Here is a 24,054-nt window from a genome sequence, read left to right as displayed (position 1 = left end):
ACTACTCTACTTTGCAAAAACACTATCAAAACCATAGTACTCCGCAAATAACTGAGTATGCCAGCCTACTCTTTTGATATACTCCTGATCATCAGAATAAGGCATAAGTTCAAAATAAATTACTCCCGAATTTTTCATCAGAGGAAGAGATGGCAAAAATATATTTTTCTCATGTAACTGCTGATAGTGCTTTACTTCACTCATTCTGAGATGATTATAATACCCTAATTGAAGATATGCATAAAAAAACTTTCCTGCAAAGAATAATAAAGCAACTGCAAACAGTAAATATAACTTATCAAATAAATATGAAAAACCTGAGCGAAATAAGTATTTACATATAATATAGAAATATATAAGCATGTATATCATTTCGACTCTTACGGCAATTCCAAACATTATAAGAAATGTTGTTAAAGACACAGATACTAAGCATAGTGATGTAATTATTTTGGTTTTTATATCCTTTTCAAAAGCAAAAACCATAAATATAGAAAGAATAAATGGTAGTGAAAGTTCAAATTTTGAAAAAAACTTCATAGTTATATCAAGTAAATTATGAAATATATACCCTAAAAGAGATTGTCCTTCAAGCATCCCATTAGTTCTAGCAAAATTCCCAGGAGCTGCCATCATAACAATTCCAGCAATAATAAATGGTATCAAAAAATATAGAGTATTACGGTTTAATTTATCTTTTTTGACAATTTGATGAATTATATAGTAAAAGCAAATGGTAAAAATTACCATGAAAAATGCTTCATTATATAAACCAAGAAAAATACCCAAAATAATACTTAATACTTTTGAGTGCTTGTTCTCTACGAAAAGAAAATAAAAACCCCATACAAGCAAGCTAATACCCCAAAGATACTGAATGCCTATGGTCTTCCACATTGCATTACCCAAAAAAGTATTCTCTATGAAGTAACCCATAAATAAACAAGCATATATAACGAACTTTCTAGATAAAATACTTACCTGATCTCTAAATATTAATTTATATAAGTAAACAACCAACACTGTTAATGCAAGTGCATTTAGCATATCTACAACATAAATCAAAGAAGTGTAACTTTTGTTAAAAAGAATATAAACTGGTAATTGTGCCGAAACTCTACCAGTCCAATATAAATAATCGCTTTTTAAATGGGCAAAAACTGTTCCATTATAAAGTGCATTTATATTTGAACGCCAAAGATCATCCATCATCAGAGGTTGGCATAAGTTTAGAACTAAGAAATAAGCAAATATCAAAACATAAATAAAAATTTGATATCTTAAATTTGATTTTGTACTGAACATCTATAAAGTTTAAACAATTTACATAATAGAAAACTATTATATATAATTTCTGATCAAAAATACTGACTTTTTCTAAAAAGTGCTGACTTAGCCTTGACACGGCACATGAATCAAAAGTTACCGTTGCTTCCTTCCGGACCTGGCGGGGTTCACAATCTATCATTGCGTGGAAACCAAGTCAGCGTTAGGTATATTACTAGATATATCCTAAAATTACAAGCTAACAAAGCAAATTCCATTATCTAAGATAAATTGGTATTATTATCAAAAATAGTTAAATTCGACAAATATCATGATAATAGTTATATCGCCTGCTAAAAGTCAAAATTTTGAAACCGCAACAGCAAAATATCAATTTACACAGCCAATATTCAAAGATCAGATAACTAAGCTTATAAATACCCTTAAACACTATGAGGTTGACGAGATTGAAAAGCTAATGAAAATTAGTCCCAAACTAGCTGAAGAAGTATTTACTAAACATAATAACTTTGACCCTAAGAGTTATAACGAATCAAATTCAAAAGCTGCTATTTTTACATTTAGTGGAGACGTTTATAAAGGTCTTGAGGCAGATACACTAGATAAAGAAACTATCGAATATGCTCAAAATCATCTTTTGATGTTATCTGGACTGTATGGACTGATACGCCCTCTTGATTTAATGCAAGCTTATAGATTAGAAATGGGTACAAAAACTAAAATTGATGGAGAAATTCTATATAAGTATTGGCAAGATAAGATTACTGCTCAATTAAATGAATACTTTAGCCAGCAACAAAATAAAGTTTTGATAAACCTTGCTTCTAATGAATATTCCCAAGCAATAGATAAAAAATCGTTAGATGCAAAGTGGTTAAATATTGATTTTAAGGAGAATAAAAATGGCACATATAAGACTATAGGGATTCATGCTAAAAAAGCACGTGGCTTAATGACAAGGTACATTCTTGAAAATAGAATAGAAAATATCAGTGATATTAAAAACTTCAATATAGCTAACTATAAATATAGTCCAGAACTTTCAAATGAAAATCTTATGTGCTTTACGAGATAGTTTATGAAAATTAGAATACTCTCTTTAGGAGAAAAACCACCCAAATGGGTTAGTGACGGTTACGATGAATACAAAAAACGCCTAAGCAAATCAATCCCGCTTGAACTGATTGAATTACCAATAGCTAAACGAACTAAAACTGGTAATCCCAAACTTTGGATAGAACAAGAAGCTAAAACTATCCTTACTAAACTTAGTGACTCTGATCACTTAGTAATTCTTGATGTTAACTCTAAAATAATTTCAACGGAAGAACTAGCTGAAAAAATGCAAAATTGGAAGTTTAACCATCCAAATGTTGTGATTTTAATTGGTGGACCAGATGGTATAGATCAAAGTATCAAAAATATTGCTAAAGAGAGAATATCCATATCAAAAATGACTTTCCCTCATCCTCTAGTACGTATCATTATTGCTGAACAGTTATATAGAGCCTATACAATATTAGAAGGTCATCCGTATCATAAATAACCACAAAACCTAGCTTTTGTACACCTATCTTTATGATTTAAATCTTTAATAGTCTGAATGTCACAAAAACTATACTGAGAAAATATACTTGCTATATCATCCGCTTGCGTGAAGCCATGCTCTATATATAAATATCCTCCTTGCTTTAGAAAACTACTTGCTTGGGATATAATTATTCTAATATCTGCTAAGCCACTATCTGCTGCAAATAAAGCTTTTGATGGTTCATGCTCTCTAACACTATCATCAACATTAGCATCGTCAATATCTATATATGGTGGATTTGATACAATGATGTCAAACTTAGTCGCATCTAAATTTTCATACCAACTACTTTGCATAAATTTAACATTAGTAATATTATTGGCGTGAGCATTTTTTTTAGCAACATCTAGAGTCTTAGAGTATAAATCAACAGCCACAACTTGACTCTTAAGGAGCTCATCGGCCAAAGCTAAAGCAATCGCGCCAGAGCCCGTACCAAGATCTAATATTTTTAGTTGAGCATTATTATCTTGTATATCATCTAACACTGCAGCAACTATAACTTCAGTATCTGCTCGGGGTATAAGAGTATCTTTAGTTACATATAGCTTTTGATTCCAAAAATATTTATAACCAAGAATATAAGCTAATGGCTCGCCCGCTAAAAGACGTAAAATTTTCCCATTTATTTTTGTAAGTATGGCATTATCTAACTGCTTATCAGAATTTAGATAAAGATAAGTCTTATCAACACTCAAAACATCGCAAATAATCATTTGTAGATCATATTTTATTGATGAGTCACTTTGAGGAAATTTAGCTACAGCTGAAGCTAACAGTTTAGATATTGAGATATTACTCATCTGACATAGTTGCTAGAAGATCAGCTTGATGCTCTAAGATTAATGGCTGGATAATACTATCTAGGCTTCCTTCCATAACCTCATCAAGTTTATAAAGAGTTAAGTTAATACGATGGTCAGTAACTCTACCTTGAGGATAGTTATACGTTCTAATTCTCTCAGATCTATCACCACTACCTACTAGATTCTTACGTGTATCAGATTGCTCTTTTTGTTGTTTATCAATCTCTGCTTGTAGAAGTTTTGACTTAAGCATTGACATTGCAGCTGCACGATTTTTATGCTGTGATCTTTGATCTTGGCATTCAACAACTACACCTGTTGGGATATGTGTAATTCTAATTGCTGAGTCAGTCTTGTTGACGTGCTGTCCCCCTGCTCCAGATGCTCTAAAAGTGTCAACTTTAATATCAGCAGGACTTATATCAATTCCCTCAACCTCATCTGCTTCAGGCATAACTGCAACAGTACATGCTGAGGTATGGATTCTACCTTGAGACTCTGTAGCTGGAACCCTTTGCACTCTATGGGCACCAGATTCAAACTTCAACTGAGAATATACACCATCACCATTTATCTTTGAGATAATTTCTTTATAGCCGCCATGCTCTCCTTCACTAGCTGAAATAACTTCTATTTTCCAACCTCTTTGCTCAGCATATTTTGAATACATCTTAAACAAATCTCCAGAGAATATCGATGCTTCATCTCCACCTGTTCCAGCTCTAATTTCCAAGAATATATTAGCGTCATCATTTGGATCACGAGGTAAAAGAAGTATCTGCAATTCGTCCTCAAGTCTTTCGATAGCCTCATTAGCTGACTTTAACTCTTCTTTTGCCATTTCAACAAGTTCGGCATCTTTCTCATTTAACATTTCATAAGCAGCTTCTTTATCTTCAAGAGCTTGCGTATATTCCTTAAATGCCTTTACAATAGGTTCAAGATGAGAATACTCTTTCGATAAATCTCTAAACTTATTCTGATCTGAAATAACGTCAGCCTCACCCAAAAGAACACTAACCTCTTCATGTCTTTCTATCAAACTCTGTAGTTTTACTTTAATAGAATCTTTCATTTACTTTTCCACATTTAAACCAAACATTCGTTTCATACATACAAGACAGTCACTTCTACCCTGCTTAGAAGCCTCTTTCATGCCAACAACAGGATAGTGTAATACTTTCTTTTTAATTTCATAAGCAAATCTCTTTAGTACTTCTTCAGGATCCTTACCATTTCTTATTTTTGCTAAGCTTTTTTCTAATGATAAATCCACTAAACCATCAGCTTTCTGAAACAGTTCCTTAATAGCACTATTAGAAATAATTACCTTTTCTTTTTCTAGATAATCTTCTAATGATTTTACGATAATTTTTTGAGCTCTTGAGCTCTCATGCTTTCTTTTATCTTTATTGCCTTCTATAACACTATTAATATCATCGACACAGTAATACGCATTTTGCTCTAGATCTCCAAGTTTAGGATCTAATGCCTGCGGTATAGAAATATCAATAAAAACTCTTGGCTTTTCTCCTACATCTTCACATTTAACTATGTACTCAGTAACATTAACTGCTGCAATTATAATATCGGCTTTTTTAATTAGTTTAGACAAATCTGATAAATAATAGGCACTAGCATTACTAAAATTAGATGTAATTTTTTCGGCCTTCTCTATAGTTCTATTAGCTAGCATAATATGCCTAGGATTAAGAGCTGTTACGTGTCGAAATAAAAGCTCTCCTGTTTGACCAGCACCTATTATGAGCACATTTTTAGCAGAAATATTATCCAATTGCTTTTTAGCTAAGCTAATTGCTGAGAATGCTACAGATATTGGACAATGCCCTATTCTAGTTTCACTACGAACTTTTTTAGCAGTTGCAAAAACTTTCTGAAAAACTCTATCTAATTCTTTACCTATAGCATGATTTTTTTTACTAAGAGTATATGAATCCTTAACTTGTCCTAATATCTGTGGCTCTCCTAAAACCATAGATTCCAAGCCACAAGCTAGTTTCATCAAGTGCATAATTACTTCTGTACCTTGACGTAATTTAAAATAATCTCTTATTTTGAAATCTGGATTCCTAACATACCCTTGCCACCAAACCAAGACATCATCAACGACTCTTAGATCTGTTATTTCAAGATATACTTCAGTACGATTACATGTTGATAGAATAACCGCATGGATGACATTATCTATTGCTGATATTGATTTATATAACATCGATACATCAAGCCCTGAAAGTGCAAACTCACTACGAACTTCTATTGGGGATTTTTTATAATCAATTGCTAAAGATATTAATGCCATGTTCAAATAATTTTTAAATGTAAATAACTAGTAATTAAACTTAGAAAAATAAATTAATATTCTAACATAAAAGACTCGAACATTACATTCCAATCTAATCAATAAACTTAGAACGTTGGCAACTTTTATGTTAAGATGTTGTAAGTTTACTATAAACAAACTTAATTTGTAGACGCTAATTAATTATGAAAAATCTATCTAAAAAACAAAGTCAAGCTCTCTATACTATAGCGGGCATAATAATTGTAGCTATCATCTGCGCTATAATTTTACAATTTTATAACTCGAATAATGAAAAAAAGATGTTTGCTGCATCTGATATGTACCAAAGAGCTCTGATTGCAAACGAAAATCCAAAATCTCCGACAAGTATAAAGATATCAAAATTTGAAGAGGTAACAAAAAACTATTCAAATACTAGTTTTGGAATATTTGCTAGTTGGCAATTAGCAGATTTATATATGGCTCCAACAGATCTAGATACTAAGAGTTTCAATATTAATATATCCAACCTTCCTAAAGCTATTGATGTATTACAACAGAGTGTCCAAAGCAACCCTGATGATAGCTTAACTGATATTACAAAAGTTAGACTTGCTAAACTATACATATCCAGTAATGACCCAGATAAAGCTATCAGTACGCTTCAAAGCATTAGCTCTCTAGATAGCAATGCATACCCGTTAATGTTATTAGGCGAAGCTTATAGTGAGAAAAAAGATAAAGCTAAAGCATCAGAAGCTTGGAACAAAGCTCTAAAAGATCCTAACAGTTCACCTGAATTCAAGCAAATAATTACTCAACTTCTAAATAACGCCAATTAATCATGAAAAAATTATTTCTAGTAATAGTTCCATTGCTACTATCATTATTAGCTACTAGCTGTTCTACAAGTAATGTTCCTCCACCAACCCCGCTTGCTGAAAAACCTCCTAAGGAAGCAAAAGTAAAAGTCAAATGGAGTAGAAAAACAGGTAATGGCAACGGTGGACTACCCATTTATAATGTATCCCCTACTTATGCAAATAATACAGTATTTGTCCCCAACCAAAACGGTGTAGCCTATGGTTTATCAATTACAGACGGTAAAATAGTTTGGAAACATGATACTGGTACCATACTATCGTCACAACCAAACACGATAGCAAATGCAGTAATTTTTGGGTCTGTAAAAGGTGTATTAACTGCTGTTGATCAAAAAGATGGAAAAATACTATGGCGTACTGATGCTCCAAGTAGCATTTTTTCTCAACCAACAATATATAGTAATCATTTATATACTCATACTCATGATGGTTCCGTAACATCTTTTGATGCCACAAATGGATCCAAAGTATGGAATGTAACGAATAACATACCAGAGATAACTCTACCAAGTGACTCATCGCCCATCATACTTAATGACACCGTGATGGTGGGGTCTGCTTTTGGTACAGTATTAGGCTTCACTTTAGAAAGTGGCGATAGAACTATTAACCTACCTGTTGCCATAGCACATGGCTCGTCCCCAGCTGACAAAATGGTTGATATTACAGCTAATCCAATGCTATACGGTAACTACCTGATTTTCGCTGCTTTTCAAGGTGCTATTGTAGCTCTAGACAAAGATACTGGCAAAATGCTTTGGGCAAAGAAAGCCTCTATAATCAATAATATGGCTATCAACAACGGTGTGATTTTCACAGCACAAGCCAATAGCGAACTCAAGGCTTATGATATCCAAACAGGGGATACTGTCTGGACCCAAAGTACACTAGAATGGCGTAAAATAACTGCTCCCATTTATTACAAAGGATTAATAGTAGTTGCTGACTATCAAGGCTTCCTACATTTCTTTAACTCATTGAATGGAGATTACTTAGGTAGATACAAACTTACACCTAAAAGTGACTTTTTTGATTATGGAATTTCAGGACAGCTGGTTCCAACTGAAAAAGGTATACTGATAGAAGCTGACAGTGGAACAACATACTTAGTCGATGCTCATAGTGATAGAGTTATTTATGAAAATATCCTTGGCGACTACAAAGTCAACAGGGGCAAAAATGTCAAATTCATATATCCTCTAGAACAACCAAAATCAGGCTCTATTGAAAGCTCTCCAAAAGCTCTACCAGACAAAAAAGTAGATTCTAATAAAACCAGCAAAAACGATACTGACTCAAATCCTGCTACTACTGCTACAAGCACTAAAGATATACAAAACCCAGCAAATCAAGAAATGATAAACTCAACCCCGGTATCAAATACCTCAACAAAGGCTGAGAAAAATGAAAATACTGACTCTTCAATAGCTGAAGGAGTTGTTACATCCAACAAAGTACAACCTACACCAAAAGGTAAAAATGCTACTATAATTATTGGTGATTTTAGTAAAGGCGACTCTGACTAATGTATAAAGGTATAAGACCATCAATTTTTATTCTAATACTAATGGTTTCACTAGGACCTTTTGGCGATACTATTTATGCTCCTGCGTTACCAGAGATCAAAACTATTTTAGGTACTGATTATCCACACGTACAACTAACCATCACTTCTTATTTACTTGGTTACTCAGTTAGCCAACTTCTATATGGTCCATTTTCAGATAGATTTGGACGTAAGCCTGTAATGCTAGTAGGCTCAAGCTTTTTTATCATTAGCTCAATAATATGTTTACTTAGTACAAATATTGATACTCTAATTTATGCAAGATTACTACAAGGGTTTGGTGCTGCAGCTGGAGGGGTTATAGCAACAGTCGCTGTTAAAGATGCTTTCAAAGTTAATGAACAGGGTGCTATATTTGCTATTATGAATATCGCTTTTGCTTTAGCTCCAGCGTTTGGCGCAGTTTTAGGAGTATTTCTTAGTCCTAACTTAATTTTTTGGATCCTACTAGTCGCAGCTACATTATTATTTATCAAAGTAGCACTTTTTTTCCCAGAAACTGTCAAGGAAAAAAACATGGATGCACTGACTATCAAATCATTCTTTCAGAACTACTTCTCTCTTTTTAAGGATCATCAATTCTTCTTCGCAACCTTTGTATTAGGAATAAATATTAGTGTGATATACGCATGTTTAGTTACAGCTCCAGATATATTTATAAATATATTGAAACTTGAAAAAGCTAATTTCCTATACTTACTTACAATTATGGTTACAGCAGTAGTATTAGGATCAATTATTTGCTCAAAATTAAGTCGCGTAATAGCATACAAGCATCTAGTTAATTTTGGTATGCTTTGTACTTTGATATCAGGAATACTCTTTATTTATGCCTTCCAAAAATTATCAGGACTAACTCTTTCTATAGCTTTAACCGGTGTTCTTTCTCTCACATTCACAGGTGTATCATTCAGTGTACCCTTATTAACACCAATAGCTTTAGAAAACTTTACTACTACTGCTGGTGCTGCATCTTCAGTCATGGGGTTTATGCAGATGGGAATCGCTTCAATCACAACTGCTGTAATTAGTCAAATTCATTTTGGTAGTGAATTTACTTTAGCTTTTGCTTTTGTATTGCTACCACTTATTGGACTAATAATATTCTTCCCTTATAGTTGTTACTTCCTTAAGAAGTAAATATCCAAAGCCTTTATAGTCTTAGGCTTACGAATTAAAATAATTATATGATAGAATCTACTCTAAGTAATATATTTCAAATATTTAATAATTTATAAATGCAAAATTATAATGCTAAATCTATCGAGGTCCTCACAGGATTAGATCCTGTAAAAAAAAGACCAGGTATGTATACAAATACTGAAAACCCGAATCACCTTATACAAGAGATTGTTGATAACAGTGTTGATGAGGTTCTAGCGGGACATGCCAGTAAAATAAATATCACTCTATATAATGATAACAGTATAGAAGTTGCTGACGATGGTCGAGGTATGCCTGTAGATATTCATCCTGAGCATAAAATGTCTGGGATTGAGCTTATTATGACCAAACTACATTCAGGTGGTAAATTTAGTAACAAAAACTATACTCACTCAGGTGGTCTTCATGGAGTTGGGGTGTCCGTTGTCAATGCTCTGTCAAGCAAACTTGAAGCAGAAATCAAACGTGATGGTAATGTTTATCAAATAACTTTTGAAGATGGTCTAAAAACTAAAGATTTAGAGATCATTGATAGCGTTGGTAAAAAAAATACTGGTACTAAAATTAGATTTTGGCCTAACAAAAAATATTTTGATGATATCAAAGTTAATATCAAAGCTCTTAAAAATCTCTTGGAAGCCAAAGCCATACTATGTAAAGCTCTTACAATTAAATATTTAAATGAAATAAAAAAAGAAAGGATTACATGGCATTTTGAAACAGGGTTAAAAGGTTATCTTGATCATAAATTAGAGGCTGAAACACTTCCTCTTGAGCCTTTTATGATAGATAATTTTTCAAATGGTGATTCTTATTTAGATGCTGTATTTTGCTGGTGTGAAGATCCTTTAGAAAGCATCAAAAATAGTTATGTTAATCTAATTCCAACACCACAAGATGGTACACATGTTACAGGTCTGAAAAATGGAGTTTATGATGCAATTAAGGCGTATATTGAAAAAAACTCTCTTGGAGCAAAGAACATCAAAGTTACAGCTAATGATTCCTTTGCTAAATTAAACTACGTAATATCAGTAAAAATAACAAATCCTCAATTTGCAGGACAAACAAAAGAGAAACTTTCCAATAAGGATGTAACATCATTTGTAGCCACTGCTGTCAAAGATTTACTAACAATATGGCTAAACCAAAATCCTGAAGAAGCGCGTCAAATTATTGAAAATATTAATAGTGTTGCTCAAAAAAGAATCAACGCTGATAAAAAAACAGCTCGTAAGCGTATTATGAATACTTCAATTCGGTTACCCGGCAAGCTTACAGACTGTATCAGCTCTGATGTTAGTTCTACTGAACTTTTTATAGTAGAAGGTGATTCCGCTGGAGGCTCCGCTAAACAAGCTCGTGATAAAAATTTTCAAGCCGTCCTACCTCTTAAAGGTAAAATCCTAAACAGCTGGGAGCTTGATGCAGATACCATTATGAACTCTCAAGAAGTTCATAACATCGCTACAGCAATTGGTGTTGATCCAGATAGCGAAGACATCTCTGGTTTAAGATATAATAAGATCTGTATCCTCGCCGATGCTGACTCTGATGGTCTGCATATTGCCACTCTTTTATGTGCCATGTTTCTTAAACATTTTAAAAAACTTATTGAATGTGGACACATTTATATAGCCCAACCACCACTATTTAGAGTTGATATTGGTAAGAATACCTTTTATGCTCTTGATGAAAATGAAAAAGAAAAAATCTTAGCTGAAAATTCTAAACTAACTGGCAAAATAAATATCATGCGTTTCAAAGGTCTTGGCGAGATGAATCCTATCCAATTACGTGAATCTGCAATGGATGTTTCATCGAGAAGACTTTTACAGCTTACAGTTTCTAATACTTATGATGATGCTGAAATTTTAGATATGCTTTTGGCGAAAAAAAGAGCCAAAGACCGTCGTGATTGGCTTGAAAATCATGGTGATAAAGCTGAAATTGAATAAATTCTGCAATTTATTTGCAAACTTCAGCTAATCTTCCTGTCATCACCCCTAAGATAGCATCATCTGTTTCATTCATTCCTTTGCCCGTAGCCAATATTGCAATATTTTTGATAGTATCTTCTACATCATCACCAACAATACCGTCATGTGGAGTTACCGTATTACCAAGCATTGCAGCATTTACAGCATCAAACGCTGCATATACGGAGTTTGCTATCTTAATAGAGCATGATGAATTAGCGCCATCACACATAATACCAATAATTCCTGCTAAGGCATTAATAATAGATTTCTCAACTTTTTCTTCCGATAGTTCTAGCATCATTGCAAGACCACCAGCAATTCCTGCTGATGCGCATGTAGGACCACATAACGCAGATAGTCTACCGATACGTGACTTTATATAAACCGTTGATACAATTGCAAAAAATAAAGCTTGATAAAGCTTATCTTGAGACTTACCTCTTGACTTAGCAAATTCGATCAATGGTAAAGATAATGTTAAACCTATATTACCACTACCTGCAGCTGTCATCACAGGCAAAGCCGAACCGCCCATCCTAGCGTCACTTCCAGCCGATGCTGCAGCTGCCGCACGATTACGGATATCATCACCATAGAAACCGTTATCAATTCCTGAACGAATATTTCTACCTGTTTGGATACCGTACTGATGAGCTAAGCCTTCATTAGATATATTAGAGTTATCTTTAACAATTTTATCTAACATATCACTAATTTTAGATGTATCTAATTGTAATGCGATTCCATAAATCTCTTTAATTGAAAATTTAGAAATTATTTCATCAACAAGATTACTCTTATTATCTTCATCATTAACTTCATAAATAACTTCATCATTCTTTTTGATTAGAGTAATATTTGTATGTGTATATTTAAACTCAACCACAACCTTATCTTCGTTGTGATATGCTTCTATACGTATATATAATTTTACGGGTACAGATGCATTAAACACTTTAATGCAATCTTTATCTAAATATTTCTGTACTTTTGGTAACTCTGCATCAGTCACTCCAGAAATAACCATAAGCTCTTTAGCTGCATTGCCTGCGATTGTACCCATTGCAACAGAGGCTTCTATACCAATCATTCCACCACTATTCGGTACAGTTACGCTTTTTACATTTTTAATCATATTACCAGAGGCAAAAACATCTATCCTATCAGGTATATGCCCTAGCACATCTCTTGTTTTTGCAGCACAATACGCCAAAGCAACTGGCTCTGTACAGCCTTCTGCTGGCACAACTTCTTTGTACAACAAATCTATTAACTGTTGTTCTCTACTCATCTCTGCGACCTCCTTTAGACTTAAAATCTACTTTTTCCCATTCAAAAAAACTACCTGGATCTGTTTTTCTACCAGGAGCAATATCACTATGAGCTGCAATATCAATCAAGCTTGGATAACTTTGTTGTAAATCTTTTAATAAAATATTGAGCGACTCATATTGCTGTTGACTATACAAACTACTATCAGTGCCTTGCAGCTCTATCCCTATCGAAAAATCATTACATCCTTCTTGACCATTGAATTGACTTACTCCAGCATGCCAAGCCCTATCAGCCACGGATACAAACTGTATTACATCACCATCTCTTCTAATATAAAAATGTGCTGATACCTCAACACCTTGCAAACTCAAGAAGCTCTCATGTTGTTTACAATCAAGCTTGTTGGTAAAAAGCTTCTCAACATTAGTATTATCATACTCACCTTCTGGTAAACTTATACAATGTATAACTACTAGACTGATATCATCACCATTAGGTCTTTGATTAAAGTTAGGACTTTTTATATGCTTAGCTTTTTTATACCAGCCCTGATCAAACATCTTAGTATTTAAAATTACTTACAATAGTATTATACTTTATCAACTAATTTGGTAATTTTGAATAAATTTAGCTATGAAATGTCTTGATTGTAAGCTTGCAAAAAGAACTTTTTTATACGGTATCGTAACATTAATCGTTGTATCACTCAGTTATAGCTTCTTAGATATAAAAGTAGCAAACTTTATACATACTAGTGACTTTTTTGGCACTGGAATTAGTACAGTAGCTGCTATGACATCTAAAGTATTCTCCCCTAAGGTTTGGGCTATACTTGCAATTATAGTAACACTAATTTGTATATATAAGCATATAACCAAAAACCCTTCAGAGAAGCTTTATATTATGTCATTAACTTTGATAATGACTATTATAATTACTACCATAATAAAAATCATACTAGCAAGATACAGACCAGAAATGTTACTTTTTGATAATAGATATGGATTTCACTTTTTCTCTCTTAAAAAGGCCTATAACTCTATGCCATCTGGCCATACAGCATTAACTTTTGCTGGCTTACTTGCGATAGCCAACTTTTTTGATAAAAAATTTATCACTGTCATAGCTTTGGTAATATGCTGTTTTGTTGCTGCTAGTAGAATTATTATATTAGACCATTTCATTTCTGACGTAATTCTTGCTGGATACATAGGTATTTTTACCTACTTATGGTCGAAAGCATTTGTTGAAAACAAAAGATTGAACAAATAATCAATTTATATATTCTTTGAAATAGGTCAAAGCTTTTCTATAAACCTCTTGCTTAAAGTAAACCACATGATTTATTGGATACCAATAACTTACCCATCGCCAATTATCAAACTCAGGCGAGTCGTTAGCCTCCAAGTTAATATTATTTTCTGAAGTTTTTAACCTTAGTAAAAACCATTTTTGCTTCTGCCCTATACATACCGGCTCACGACTTCTTACCAACGAATCAGGAATGTCATACTTAAACCAGTCTCTAGTAGATGCAATCACTTCAACATCATGAGGGCGTAAACCTATCTCTTCATACAATTCCCTATACATCGCTTGCAAAGGTGTCTCACCCACTGCGACTCCACCTTGAGGAAATTGCCATGAAGTTCTACTCTTTCTTTGACCCCAAAACACTCTATTTTGTCTATTTAGTAAAACTATCGCTACATTTGCTCGATACCCACTTTTATCTATCATTATTCAAAGAAAACTATCTTCTTCCTAACCTTATTGTAAACTAATTTTTGTAAGTTTGATAATTTATAATTATATTTAGTTCATAACAATAGCTTCCATAAATATTAATAAAATGAGCATTTTTTGATTCTTTACTTATCTTCATCAGTCAAATCATTTAACATAGTTATTAATACTCAGATAAACACTCTTAAAATAGTGATTCCGAACACTCTTAGTAATTGCTTTTTTATACAAGCTAAACAAACACCTAATAATATAGCTATTACTGATGAAAACATTGAGCTTACATATCAGCAAACAGCTAACCAAATTATAAATCTAGCGAGATACTTGTCAGAAAATGGCTATAATCATAATAGTATAATCTCTATATATAGTTCAAAACGATATGAAATTATTATTGCCTTTTTAGCAGTATCAAGTATAGGAGCAAGTTGCGTACAGTTAGATAAATCATTTCCTTTACCTTTGCTTAAAGATATTATTAACGACACAAACTCAGACCTAATCCTATGTGATGAGATACCAGATATTAAATCAGTTAAATGTATAAATTATATAAGTATCATCTCAAAATGTGATGACTCTAAGATTCAAGTACCTACTGATATAAACACAGATCCAGAAAAAGATTTTTGGCTAGTATACTCATCGGGTACTACAGGCAAAAATAAAGGCATCTCAATATCTCATAGAGCAATCCTAGAATCGTATAGGATTAGAGAAACTATCAAACCATATGATAATAGTAGTTCGATTGGTTGTAATATTTACTATCTCTGGGAAGCTTTTAGACCTTTATTAAAAGGTGGAAGAACTAATATAATTCCAGATACAGTTCTTTATGATTTTAAAGCTCTTGCAAAATATATCAAAAACAAGAAGATTAATGAGATTCTTTTTACACCTTCGTATCTTGAAACTTTATTATCAAGCTCTGAAGATACTGCAATAGAAATATTTCATGATATTGATACATGCTGGTTAAATGGTGAAGTAGTTTCTAGCTGGTTACAATACAAACTAGAGAAATTCATGAGCTCCACAGATATATATAATCTATATTCGATATCTGAATGTCACGATGTTGCTGTATATAAATTACACCCAAATGATAAATATTTAGAAGAAGATGGCATTGTACCTGTTGGTCATGTACTACCAAAGGTTGATGCTGTTGTGCTTAATGAGAATAAAGAAATAGTTAAAAATGGTCAAAAAGGAGAAGTCTATATCCACTCTATAGGATTAGCTAATGAATACATCAATAGACCAGATCTGAATGCAGAAAGATTTATCACCGCAGCAAATAGTCCAATCAAAAAGCGACTTTATAAAACTGGAGATTTTGGCAAGCTATCAGATGATGGACAGTTAATAACAATATATGGTCGATGTGATTATATTATTAAACTAAGAGGTTATACCCTTTCACTACCATTTATTGAATCTGTTATTAAGGATAAACTTGACATAATGCACTGTATAGTCGATAAAACTGGTGCTACAAGAATGTCAGAATCACTGATTGCATATTTAGAGATCCCCAAAGAGAATCAAGATACTTTTCGCCAACAATGGAATCTAAAAGATAACAATAAGCCTTCTAAAAAACTACTAGACAAAATTGCTCCTCATCTAGCTCACTACATGCTCCCTAAATATATTGTTCTACTCGATGAAATACCTCTTAATAGATATTCAAACAAGCTTGATAGAAATAGTATTAAATATGACGATTTAATCATTGAAACTCAAGAAGTTCAAGCAATCAATAATTTACAAGACTATAAAAGACTATGGTCAAATATTTTAAATATATCTGAGGATGATATATCTCAAACAAGCTGTTTTTTTGAGCTTGGTGGATCATCCTTATCTGCAATGTTACTTATAAGTAATCTAAAAGAGTTTGGCTTTGATATTAGTATCAGCAATTTTGTTGAAAAAAGTTCTTTGCAAGATAGTTATAATCTAGTAACAAATAATCAATCCTCAACAAAACAAAAGATAACCCAAGAGATCTTAGATGACATTAATAAATTCACAACCACAATAAAATCAAATATTTGCGAAGATTTACCCTCTACAAATACTGGAAATATCTTATTGACAGGCACAACAGGATTTTTAGGTTCTCACCTTGTAGCTCAATTAATATCAAATGAGAAAATACAAACAATTTACTGTTTGGTAAGAGCTACAGATAAAAACCAAGCAAGACAAAGAGTCGAAAAAACTCTTAAAAAACTCGACGTTAAAACAAACTCAAAAATAGTATATTTAAATGGAGATATTACTAAAACAAACTTTGATTTAGATAGTAAAAAATGGTTAGACCTATCTAAAGAGATAAATACTGTTATTCATACAGCAGCATCTGTTAACCTACTATTACCTTATAATGCTTTGAAACCAAGCAATCTTGATGGAACAGCACATTGTATTGATTTTTGTCTTACTAATAAGAGTAAACATTTAATATACATATCCACTAATGGAATATTTCCATTACATCTAAATAAAGTTTTTGATGAATCTAATTCCATTAATTGGATTGAATCACTAGAGTCTGGCTACTCGCAAACAAAGTGGGCAGCAGAAAAACTTGTTCATAAAATGATTGAAAAAGGTCTTAATGCAAGTGTTTTAAGACTAGGAAATATCTCACCTCAAACACCTAGCTATATAAATAAGTCTGATACGAACTGGTTACTACTAAAAGAAATAATTACTCAGAAAAAAGTACCTCAAAATATAAACTTAGAAATGACTCCAGTAGATCATATAACTAAGATTGTAGAACATCTTATATTGACTAAACCAGACTACAACATCCTTAATATTACTAACAAAAATTTTCTTAACGCAAACATATTAGCTAAATGTTTCAATTATGAAACTATCGAATATAATAATTGGCTTGATGCTATTATAGATGGCTCAACAAAATTCTTAGCAAAAGATAAGCTAAATATCGACTCATCAATATGTAACTATGATAGAACCAATTACCAAAGAATCATGAAAGAAATCAATATCAATTATCCAAAAATAACTGCTGAATATATAAATAATATTTTTCTAGGAGGTAAAGATGAGCTTACTTACAAATAAACATGTATTAATAGTCGGTGCCTCTAGTGGTATGGGTAAAGCTATTGCTAATGCATGCAGAGAAAAGCAAATGAAAATATCTTTATGCTCGCGTCGTGAAATTGATATTCAAGGTGATAATGTATTTTTTCAATCAGTAGATATCCAGAATTTAATTCAAGTAGAAAGTTTTATAAACCAAAGTATAGATAACTTTGGTGAATTTGATTATGTCATTAACTGCGCAGGTGTTATGTATTATCAATGTATAGAGAATAGAAATTACCAAGAATGGATAACTACCATAAATACTAATGTCATAGGATTTACTAATCTTTTATACTCTGTACTACCATCACTAATCAAAAATAAAGGCATGCTAATCAACATAACATCTGATGCTGCTAGGCAAGCCTTTCCAGGTCTAGCAATTTACTCAGGTTCAAAGGCTTTTATGGAATATACACTTAGAGCAATTCGTTTGGAGTTAATTGATAAAAATGTCAGAATTATCAACATCCAGCCTGGTAATGTTGCTACTCCACTGCAAAACATGTCTACAGATAGTGAGGCTGTCAAAAAATATGCTAGCGATGATTCAGATAATTTCATACAGCCACAACAAATAGCTGAGACAATAATTTTTGCGATGAATCAACCTAAAAATGTTGCCATAAATGAAATACTAATAGAACCTCAAAAAGAGCCTATCAGCGGATAACTTCAAACTATATAAACTTCTATACTTGTAATATTTCATTCAATTAGCTAATGTATAGATAAATTATTCTTATTCTCAGGTTTTTTAGTTTGAATTTTAAAAAACGAGCTTTTCTATTTGGCTCGCTGTCTGGAATATTTTGGGGTCTTGACTATACATTAGCAGGACAAGTTCACACACTTCTCACAATGACTTTTTTAGTTTCAATGTGGCTTACATCCATACATGATTTGGGAGTTGCAGCAACTGTTAGTGTCGTATCAAAATCATCTGTAAAAAGAGTTAAAGACCTAAAACTTTGGCAAATTATAAGTATATGCTGTATCCCACTTCTAGGTGGACTTGCGATGACTATGTATATGCTTTCGACAAGAGATATCTCTACTGGGACGGCAATCATAATATCATCATGCTATCCTGCTGTAGGAATGATATGCGCGAGAATCTTTCTCAAGGAAAGCTTAACCCCTCTGAAAATATTAGGATTTATAATTGTTTTAATTGGTATTACCCTAACAGCATATAATGAATTATTTGATCAGGCAAATAGCATTATAGGTCTTAGCTTTGCAATTTTAGCAGCTATTTTCTGGGGACTAGAGGGAGTTATTTACAAAATGGTGTTGAATGCTGATGTCTCGGCAAATACATTACTTTTTCTACGCAAGATATCTACAGTTATCATATTTTTACCATTCACTTGGATTATAATCGATACAGTTAGTATTTATGTACTATTACTTATAGCTGCTATTGGTGTTATTGGTTATATTGCAGATCTAGCATATATGCAAGCATTTAAGTACTCAAATGTAACTTTAGCAATGTCACTAAATATTACTTATATTATTTGGGGGCCTTTATTTGCATTTATATTATTCGATCAAAGTATAAGTATCCTACTTCTTATAGCTTGTGCGATTTTAATATTCATAGGCAATTATCTAATATTTAAATCAAAATCAGTTTATTAAAAAACTGAATTTTCTCCGTATAAATAATTAGGTAACTGAAAGGTATAAAGAGCATAACCTCCGACTAGATCAGATGATTGATCTCCTATCGAGATAAGTATCTTATACCCTAGAGATTCAATATAAGCCCTTCTCTCTGCCTTAAAATTTTTAAAGCCCTTGGAATCATATTCTGTCAGGTTATTTGGAAAAACAAATACATCTTCAAAACCTACATAACCAGCATTAGACAATGCCTGTTTTGTCGCTTCTAGATGCTTAGCAATACGCGCACTTATGAAAAATATTTTAACTCCTTTAGCAAAACAGTAAAGATAGAAGTCTAAAGTAGCCTTGATTGGATAAGCACTAGTTTTTGCAAGTAGTTCATCCCAAATTTGATGATTCTCCTGTTGAGGAAAGCCTACTTCTTTAAAAGGATAATAATGATTCAATGAAGTTTCATCAATATCAAGAACTATGGCATGATTTTTTAATGAGGATTGAGCATCTATTATTTGCTTAGCTTTTTCAAGAATACTGCTTACCTCATCTTCATGAGCTTGACTCTCATAATAAGAAACAACTTGTTCTTGTGTCATATATACGCTTATTTTAGACCTAATTCTTTCAATCTTTCTTCTAGAAATATTCCAGCTTGAGGATATTTTTCAGATAAATATACTTCTGGTTTAGGGTGTATAAAGCACGGTGTTGAAACTCGATCAAGATTTTCTATTTCATCTTCTGGCTTTACAACTCTATGCTTAGTTGCAATATACTCACCATTAGTCATTTCTTGAAGCATGTCACCGATATTTATAACTAGAGACTCACTATCACATGGCACATCATACCATTGATTAGTTACTGGTGACAAAACTTGTAAACCTGGTGAAGAAGCTATTGGCAACAATGTAATTAAGTTAATATCTTCATGTGCTGCAGCTCTTACTGCACCTGGCTCTTCATCACCTTTCATAGCAGGATAATGTAATATTCTTAACAACGTACTTTCATAAGAAACAGTATCTCTTAATCGTTGTGGTAGCTTACTAGCAACAGCTGGATCCATATGCTCATCTATCCATTCAAGAAGTGTCTCGCCAAGCTTCATCATTTTTTCAAACATTTCTCTAGCTGCACCACTTACTTCCTCAGGATATCGCCCATTAGGAAAATATAAATGATAGAAGTGCTTAATGTCTTTTACTGTTTCACCCTTTGCAACCTCAGAGACATCTTTTGGAAAATATCCATCTTGATTTTCAACATCAAATAAATATTTATCAGCATCACCTGACTTTAAAAAATCTTGCCATTCATTATATACAGTTTGGATAAGATTCCAGTCAATAGGATGAGTCTTTAAAACCGCAAAACCAGTTTCTTTCAAAGACTTTGTAAACTCTTCAGCTGCATTATCTGCATAGTAATCAACGCTACGAATATTCATTTTTACTCCATATTTTTAGAGGGAAACAATTCAAGGACCGCCTTTAATTATATCAATAATACTTTTATGTTTCATTAATTTGATGATATCTTAGATAGGAAAACTTAATCAAATAAACTTCTATAGCTTCTTCTTTATTTTTCTACGCAAATATATCTCTAACTTATCAAGTGATCTTGCAAGCTTTTTACTTATTGCAATAAATGGTAATAAAGCTAACCCTATAAAAAACAATCCTGGTCCAGGAGTAAATAGCATAATTAGACCAAGTATCAAAGCCACAATTGAAATTATTAAAAACATTAATAAAACTAGAGGATTAGATAATTTCTTACGAGAATATCTATGCAATAAATAAAACCTTTTTCCTGGTTTAGCTTTTACTATACTTTTAAGTTTCAGTATCACTTTTAAACATACCTTCTAAGTTAAGCAAATAACACTGGCTCTAATAATTTTAACCTCTTGGATGATGTTTTTGGTATATTTCTTGTAAGCGATTTTGAGATATATGTGTATAAATAGTTGTTGTTGATACATTACTATGACCTAACAATAACTGAACCGATCTAAGATCGGCACCATGATTGAGCAAATGTGTTGCAAAAGCATGTCTTAGAGTATGTGGTGATATATCTGTGTTTATACCCGCAATAAGCGCATAGCTCTTAATACGATGCCAAAAAGACTGACGAGTTATTCTCTTTGAATGTTTGCTAATAAAAACAGTTTTTTCTTTAAAGTTCTTTGCTAACGACTCACGCGACTCTTCAAAATACTTGTGTAAATATTCAAGCGCATACTCTCCTATCGGCACAATTCGCTCTTTCGAGCCTTTGCCCATTACTTGTATTACTCCGATATTCAAATCAATATCATGAGTATTTAGCCCAACCAACTCACTAACTCTCAAACCTGTGGCATACATAAGCTCTAGCATTGCCTTATCACGAATACCGATATCATCTGTTAAATCAGGAGCTTGAAGTAGTCTTTCGACATCAGTCTCTGTCATATCTTTAGGCAACTTTTTAGCTAACTTCGGCAAGGTTAATTTTGTAGTAGGATTAGTAGTAGCTTGTCCTGTCGATATAAGCCAATTATAGAACTTACGTAATGTAGATATCATACGCGCATTAGATCGACTACTATAACCATTCTTAGAACGATAAGATATAAAAGCATATAACTGCTCAAAATCAAGATTAATCAATTCTACTTGTGAGAAATAACTTTGTAAGAACTTTAGATCTGTGCGATAAGATGAAATAGTGTTTTGGCTTAAACCGTGCTCAAGCCAAAGATTATCAAGAAAAGCATCAACAGCTGTAGACACTTTTTGATTTTCCTAGAATTATACTTTTTCTTTAATTCTAGCAGCCTTACCAGTAAGACCTCTCATGTAGTATAGCTTAGCTCTACGTACATCTGCTCTCTTCTCAACAGTGATACTATCAATCAAAGGTGAATGCGTTTGAAAAGTTCTTTCTACACCCATACCTGAAGACATTTTTCTCACTGTGAAAGCAGAGTGAAGACCTCTGTTTCTTTTTCTAAGAACAAAACCTTTAAAAGCCTGAATTCTTTGCTTATCACCTTCTCTAATCCATAGATTAACAGTGATTGAGTCACCTGGATTAAATTCTGGAAGATCTGTTCTGATTTGTGATTTTTCTACTAATTCAACAAATTTATTTTTCATTGTTTTCTCCTTTTGTGCTTACCATATCCATTTTATAATCATTTATAATTTGCTTATCTTCTTCAGATAGGCATAGGCACTCGATTAAATCTTTACGACGCTCATAAGTCCTTATCAACTTCTGTTTACGCCTCCATTTCGCTATTTCCTTATGATTACCAGATAACAAAACACCAGGTACTGCGTTACCATCAGGCAAAACAGCTGGCTTTGTATAGTGTGGGTAGTCCAAAAGACCATCATAAAAAGAATCCTCAATCATGGAATCCTTGTTACCCAACACCTCTGGCAATAGTCTTATTAGACTATCCATAATTAGCATAGCAGGGAGCTCACCACCACTTAATACAAAATCACCTACAGAGATTTCCTCATCAACATGATCTTGTACAAGGCGCTCATCAACCCCTTCATATCTGCCACAAAGTAGTATCAGTGAATCATTTTGCAAAAGCTCAAGAGCCTTCTCATGATTAAACACACCACCCTGAGGTGACAAGTATACTACTTTTGCATTATAACCTAAAGTACTTTTTGCTTCTTTAATAGCTTCAGATAAAGGTTCATATTTCATAACCATACCAGCGCCACCACCAAAACTAGTGTCATCTACAGTAGCATGCTTATCTGTTGCATAACTACGAGGGTTAAAATAATTTATAGATACTTTAGAGTCTTTAACTGCTCTAGCAGTAACCCCAAAGTCACTTATCGCCCTAAACATTTCTGGAAATATAGATATTATTCCGAATTTCATTTTGAACACCTATTCTAAATCTTCCCTAATTGTATTACCTAGAACAAACAAACACAAATATTCGAGAGATAAAATACACTTTGTAGCAATGAATGCACATTAACGATTAGTATTTTATAAAATACGATAGCGCAGTGCTAAGTAATTTCACATACTTTTTTCGAGATAAAAAGAGTATGTCGCTAATGCTTACGCAGCAGGTAGCGACATATTATTAAGAAAGAATTATTGACTAATAATCATATTCCCAATCAACAACTATTTTTTTAGACTCAAGATCCTGACTAACTATATATTGCTTAACATAAGGAATTAAGTATTCACCAGAATCATTCTTACAAACAAGAACCTCGTTAGCTCCAGTTTCAATAATATCAATGATATTACCAAATGAATCATTAGCTGTATTAACTACTGAGCAACCTATCAAATCCTTGAAATAAGCTTCATCTTCTTCAACCTTAGGTAAGGCTTCTTTTGGTACACCAATTAGGGAATTTACATATTTCTTAGCTACTTCTGCACTATCAACACTAGCAAGTTTAATATACAACTTATCCCCTCTTCTAAAAACACTTTCTTCTTTGAGGGGTTGCCAAATATTATTAGCTGGCAATTGAATATACCAGTCACCATAGCTTAAAAGAGTTTCAATTGAATTCGCCAAAGGATATAAATTAAGCTCACCATCAAGCTTATATGTAGCACCAATCTTAGCTATTTCTACGAAGTCCTGTGACATAAAAGAAAATTTATTATGAAAATGAT

The 24,054-nt window shown here is 32.8% G+C and carries 24 protein-coding genes and 1 other RNA gene; 10 read left to right on the top strand and 15 right to left on the bottom strand.

Annotation, left to right across the window (positions count from 1 at the left end; genetic code table 11):
• Window positions 1-6 precede the first annotated feature (6 nt).
• Both F7308_RS03365 and ffs read right to left on the bottom strand, forming a co-directional pair.
• Window positions 7-1,305 carry a DUF6056 family protein gene (locus F7308_RS03365; RefSeq protein ID WP_041263630.1) on the bottom strand — a complete coding sequence of 433 codons (1,299 nt, stop codon included), beginning with the start codon at window positions 1,303-1,305 and terminating at the stop codon, window positions 7-9.
• Window positions 1,306-1,387: 82 nt separating this feature from the next.
• Window positions 1,388-1,484: signal recognition particle sRNA small type (gene ffs / locus F7308_RS10005), an RNA gene on the bottom strand.
• A 113-nt stretch (window positions 1,485-1,597) separates the two neighbouring features.
• Here ffs and yaaA point away from each other — a divergent pair.
• Together yaaA and rlmH are read left to right on the top strand one after the other, a co-directional pair.
• Window positions 1,598-2,362 (top strand): peroxide stress protein YaaA, encoded by a 765-nt coding sequence (gene yaaA, locus F7308_RS03360; protein WP_013922441.1) that lies wholly within the window; start codon window positions 1,598-1,600, stop codon window positions 2,360-2,362.
• Window positions 2,363-2,365: 3 nt separating this feature from the next.
• Window positions 2,366-2,833, top strand: a complete 468-nt coding sequence (gene rlmH, locus F7308_RS03355; protein ID WP_013922440.1) for a 23S rRNA (pseudouridine(1915)-N(3))-methyltransferase RlmH — start codon at window positions 2,366-2,368, stop codon at window positions 2,831-2,833.
• Here the strand turns inward: rlmH and prmC are convergent.
• The 3 genes from prmC to F7308_RS03340 are packed head-to-tail and all read right to left on the bottom strand — an operon-like array spanning window position 2,824 to window position 6,004.
• Window positions 2,824-3,681 (bottom strand): peptide chain release factor N(5)-glutamine methyltransferase, encoded by an 858-nt coding sequence (prmC, locus tag F7308_RS03350; protein WP_013922439.1) that lies wholly within the window; start codon window positions 3,679-3,681, stop codon window positions 2,824-2,826. The genes rlmH and prmC overlap by 10 nt on opposite strands.
• Complete coding sequence (gene prfA / locus F7308_RS03345) at window positions 3,674-4,759, bottom strand: peptide chain release factor 1 (RefSeq protein ID WP_013922438.1); 1,086 nt, start codon at window positions 4,757-4,759, stop codon at window positions 3,674-3,676. Before prfA ends, prmC begins: the two co-directional genes overlap by 8 nt.
• The gene (locus tag F7308_RS03340) at window positions 4,760-6,004 is read right to left on the bottom strand and encodes a glutamyl-tRNA reductase (RefSeq protein ID WP_013922437.1); all 1,245 of its coding nucleotides are present in this window, start codon (window positions 6,002-6,004) and stop codon (window positions 4,760-4,762) included.
• 185 nt (window positions 6,005-6,189) lie between these two features.
• Between F7308_RS03340 and F7308_RS03335 the strand changes: the two genes are divergently transcribed.
• The 4 genes from F7308_RS03335 (at window position 6,190) to parE (ending at window position 11,559) form a co-directional block, all read left to right on the top strand.
• Window positions 6,190-6,828 (top strand): YfgM family protein, encoded by a 639-nt coding sequence (locus F7308_RS03335; RefSeq protein WP_013922436.1) that lies wholly within the window; start codon window positions 6,190-6,192, stop codon window positions 6,826-6,828.
• 2 nt (window positions 6,829-6,830) lie between these two features.
• On the top strand, window positions 6,831-8,396 hold the full coding sequence (locus F7308_RS03330) for a PQQ-binding-like beta-propeller repeat protein (RefSeq protein WP_013922435.1): 1,566 nt from the start codon (window positions 6,831-6,833) through the stop codon (window positions 8,394-8,396).
• Window positions 8,396-9,577 carry a multidrug effflux MFS transporter gene (locus tag F7308_RS03325; protein WP_013922434.1) on the top strand — a complete coding sequence of 394 codons (1,182 nt, stop codon included), beginning with the start codon at window positions 8,396-8,398 and terminating at the stop codon, window positions 9,575-9,577. Before F7308_RS03330 ends, F7308_RS03325 begins: the two co-directional genes overlap by 1 nt.
• Window positions 9,578-9,675: 98 nt before the next feature.
• Window positions 9,676-11,559, top strand: a complete 1,884-nt coding sequence (gene parE, locus F7308_RS03320; protein WP_013922433.1) for a DNA topoisomerase IV subunit B — start codon at window positions 9,676-9,678, stop codon at window positions 11,557-11,559.
• 10 nt (window positions 11,560-11,569) lie between these two features.
• Here the strand turns inward: parE and F7308_RS03315 are convergent, their stop codons facing one another.
• Together F7308_RS03315 and ampD are read right to left on the bottom strand one after the other, a co-directional pair.
• Entirely contained in the window at window positions 11,570-12,874 is a 1,305-nt protein-coding gene (locus F7308_RS03315; protein ID WP_013922432.1) for an L-cysteine desulfidase family protein, read from the bottom strand.
• Complete coding sequence (gene ampD, locus F7308_RS03310) at window positions 12,867-13,418, bottom strand: 1,6-anhydro-N-acetylmuramyl-L-alanine amidase AmpD (protein ID WP_013922431.1); 552 nt, start codon at window positions 13,416-13,418, stop codon at window positions 12,867-12,869. The genes F7308_RS03315 and ampD overlap by 8 nt, the downstream gene beginning before the upstream one ends.
• A 73-nt stretch (window positions 13,419-13,491) precedes the next feature.
• Between ampD and F7308_RS03305 the strand changes: the two genes are divergently transcribed.
• Window positions 13,492-14,130, top strand: a complete 639-nt coding sequence (locus F7308_RS03305; RefSeq protein WP_013922430.1) for a phosphatase PAP2 family protein — start codon at window positions 13,492-13,494, stop codon at window positions 14,128-14,130.
• Here F7308_RS03305 and F7308_RS03300 read toward each other — a convergent pair whose 3' ends face one another.
• Complete coding sequence (locus F7308_RS03300; protein ID WP_013922429.1) at window positions 14,131-14,598, bottom strand: RNA pyrophosphohydrolase; 468 nt, start codon at window positions 14,596-14,598, stop codon at window positions 14,131-14,133.
• Window positions 14,599-14,796: 198 nt separating this feature from the next.
• Between F7308_RS03300 and F7308_RS03295 the strand changes: the two genes are divergently transcribed.
• The 3 genes from F7308_RS03295 to F7308_RS03285 all read left to right on the top strand — a co-directional run bounded on the left by F7308_RS03295 (window position 14,797) and on the right by F7308_RS03285 (window position 19,392).
• Window positions 14,797-17,718, top strand: a complete 2,922-nt coding sequence (locus F7308_RS03295) for an SDR family oxidoreductase (RefSeq protein ID WP_013922428.1) — start codon at window positions 14,797-14,799, stop codon at window positions 17,716-17,718.
• The gene (locus F7308_RS03290; RefSeq protein WP_013922427.1) at window positions 17,699-18,418 is read left to right on the top strand and encodes an SDR family oxidoreductase; all 720 of its coding nucleotides are present in this window, start codon (window positions 17,699-17,701) and stop codon (window positions 18,416-18,418) included. The genes F7308_RS03295 and F7308_RS03290 overlap by 20 nt, the downstream gene beginning before the upstream one ends.
• 89 nt (window positions 18,419-18,507) lie before the next feature.
• Window positions 18,508-19,392 carry a DMT family transporter gene (locus F7308_RS03285; protein WP_013922426.1) on the top strand — a complete coding sequence of 295 codons (885 nt, stop codon included), beginning with the start codon at window positions 18,508-18,510 and terminating at the stop codon, window positions 19,390-19,392.
• Here F7308_RS03285 and F7308_RS03280 read toward each other — a convergent pair.
• The 7 genes from F7308_RS03280 to rimM form a co-directional block, all read right to left on the bottom strand.
• Window positions 19,389-19,973: an HAD family acid phosphatase gene (locus tag F7308_RS03280; RefSeq protein ID WP_013922425.1), complete on the bottom strand. Its 585-nt coding sequence runs from the start codon at window positions 19,971-19,973 to the stop codon at window positions 19,389-19,391. The two genes, F7308_RS03285 and F7308_RS03280, sit on opposite strands and share 4 nt — an antisense overlap.
• An 8-nt stretch (window positions 19,974-19,981) precedes the next feature.
• Window positions 19,982-20,827, bottom strand: coding sequence for a 2OG-Fe(II) oxygenase family protein (locus tag F7308_RS03275; protein WP_013922424.1), 846 nt, complete (start codon window positions 20,825-20,827; stop codon window positions 19,982-19,984).
• 120 nt (window positions 20,828-20,947) lie between these two features.
• Window positions 20,948-21,178: a hypothetical protein gene (locus F7308_RS03270; protein ID WP_232215355.1), complete on the bottom strand. Its 231-nt coding sequence runs from the start codon at window positions 21,176-21,178 to the stop codon at window positions 20,948-20,950.
• Between the two features lie 106 nt (window positions 21,179-21,284).
• The gene (gene xerD, locus F7308_RS03265) at window positions 21,285-22,163 is read right to left on the bottom strand and encodes a site-specific tyrosine recombinase XerD (protein WP_013922422.1); all 879 of its coding nucleotides are present in this window, start codon (window positions 22,161-22,163) and stop codon (window positions 21,285-21,287) included.
• Between the two features lie 18 nt (window positions 22,164-22,181).
• A complete protein-coding gene (gene rplS, locus F7308_RS03260; protein WP_013922421.1) occupies window positions 22,182-22,529 on the bottom strand; it encodes a 50S ribosomal protein L19 in 348 nt (115 codons plus the stop codon).
• The gene (gene trmD / locus F7308_RS03255; protein WP_013922420.1) at window positions 22,519-23,286 is read right to left on the bottom strand and encodes a tRNA (guanosine(37)-N1)-methyltransferase TrmD; all 768 of its coding nucleotides are present in this window, start codon (window positions 23,284-23,286) and stop codon (window positions 22,519-22,521) included. Before trmD ends, rplS begins: the two co-directional genes overlap by 11 nt.
• Window positions 23,287-23,518: 232 nt before the next feature.
• On the bottom strand, window positions 23,519-24,028 hold the full coding sequence (gene rimM / locus F7308_RS03250; RefSeq protein ID WP_013922419.1) for a ribosome maturation factor RimM: 510 nt from the start codon (window positions 24,026-24,028) through the stop codon (window positions 23,519-23,521).
• Window positions 24,029-24,054 lie beyond the last annotated feature (26 nt).

The organism is Francisella salina (assembly GCF_000219045.1).
In the GTDB taxonomy this organism is placed as follows: Bacteria; Pseudomonadota; Gammaproteobacteria; order Francisellales; family Francisellaceae; genus Francisella; species Francisella salimarina.
This window is presented reverse-complemented; position numbering and strand designations above follow the sequence as displayed.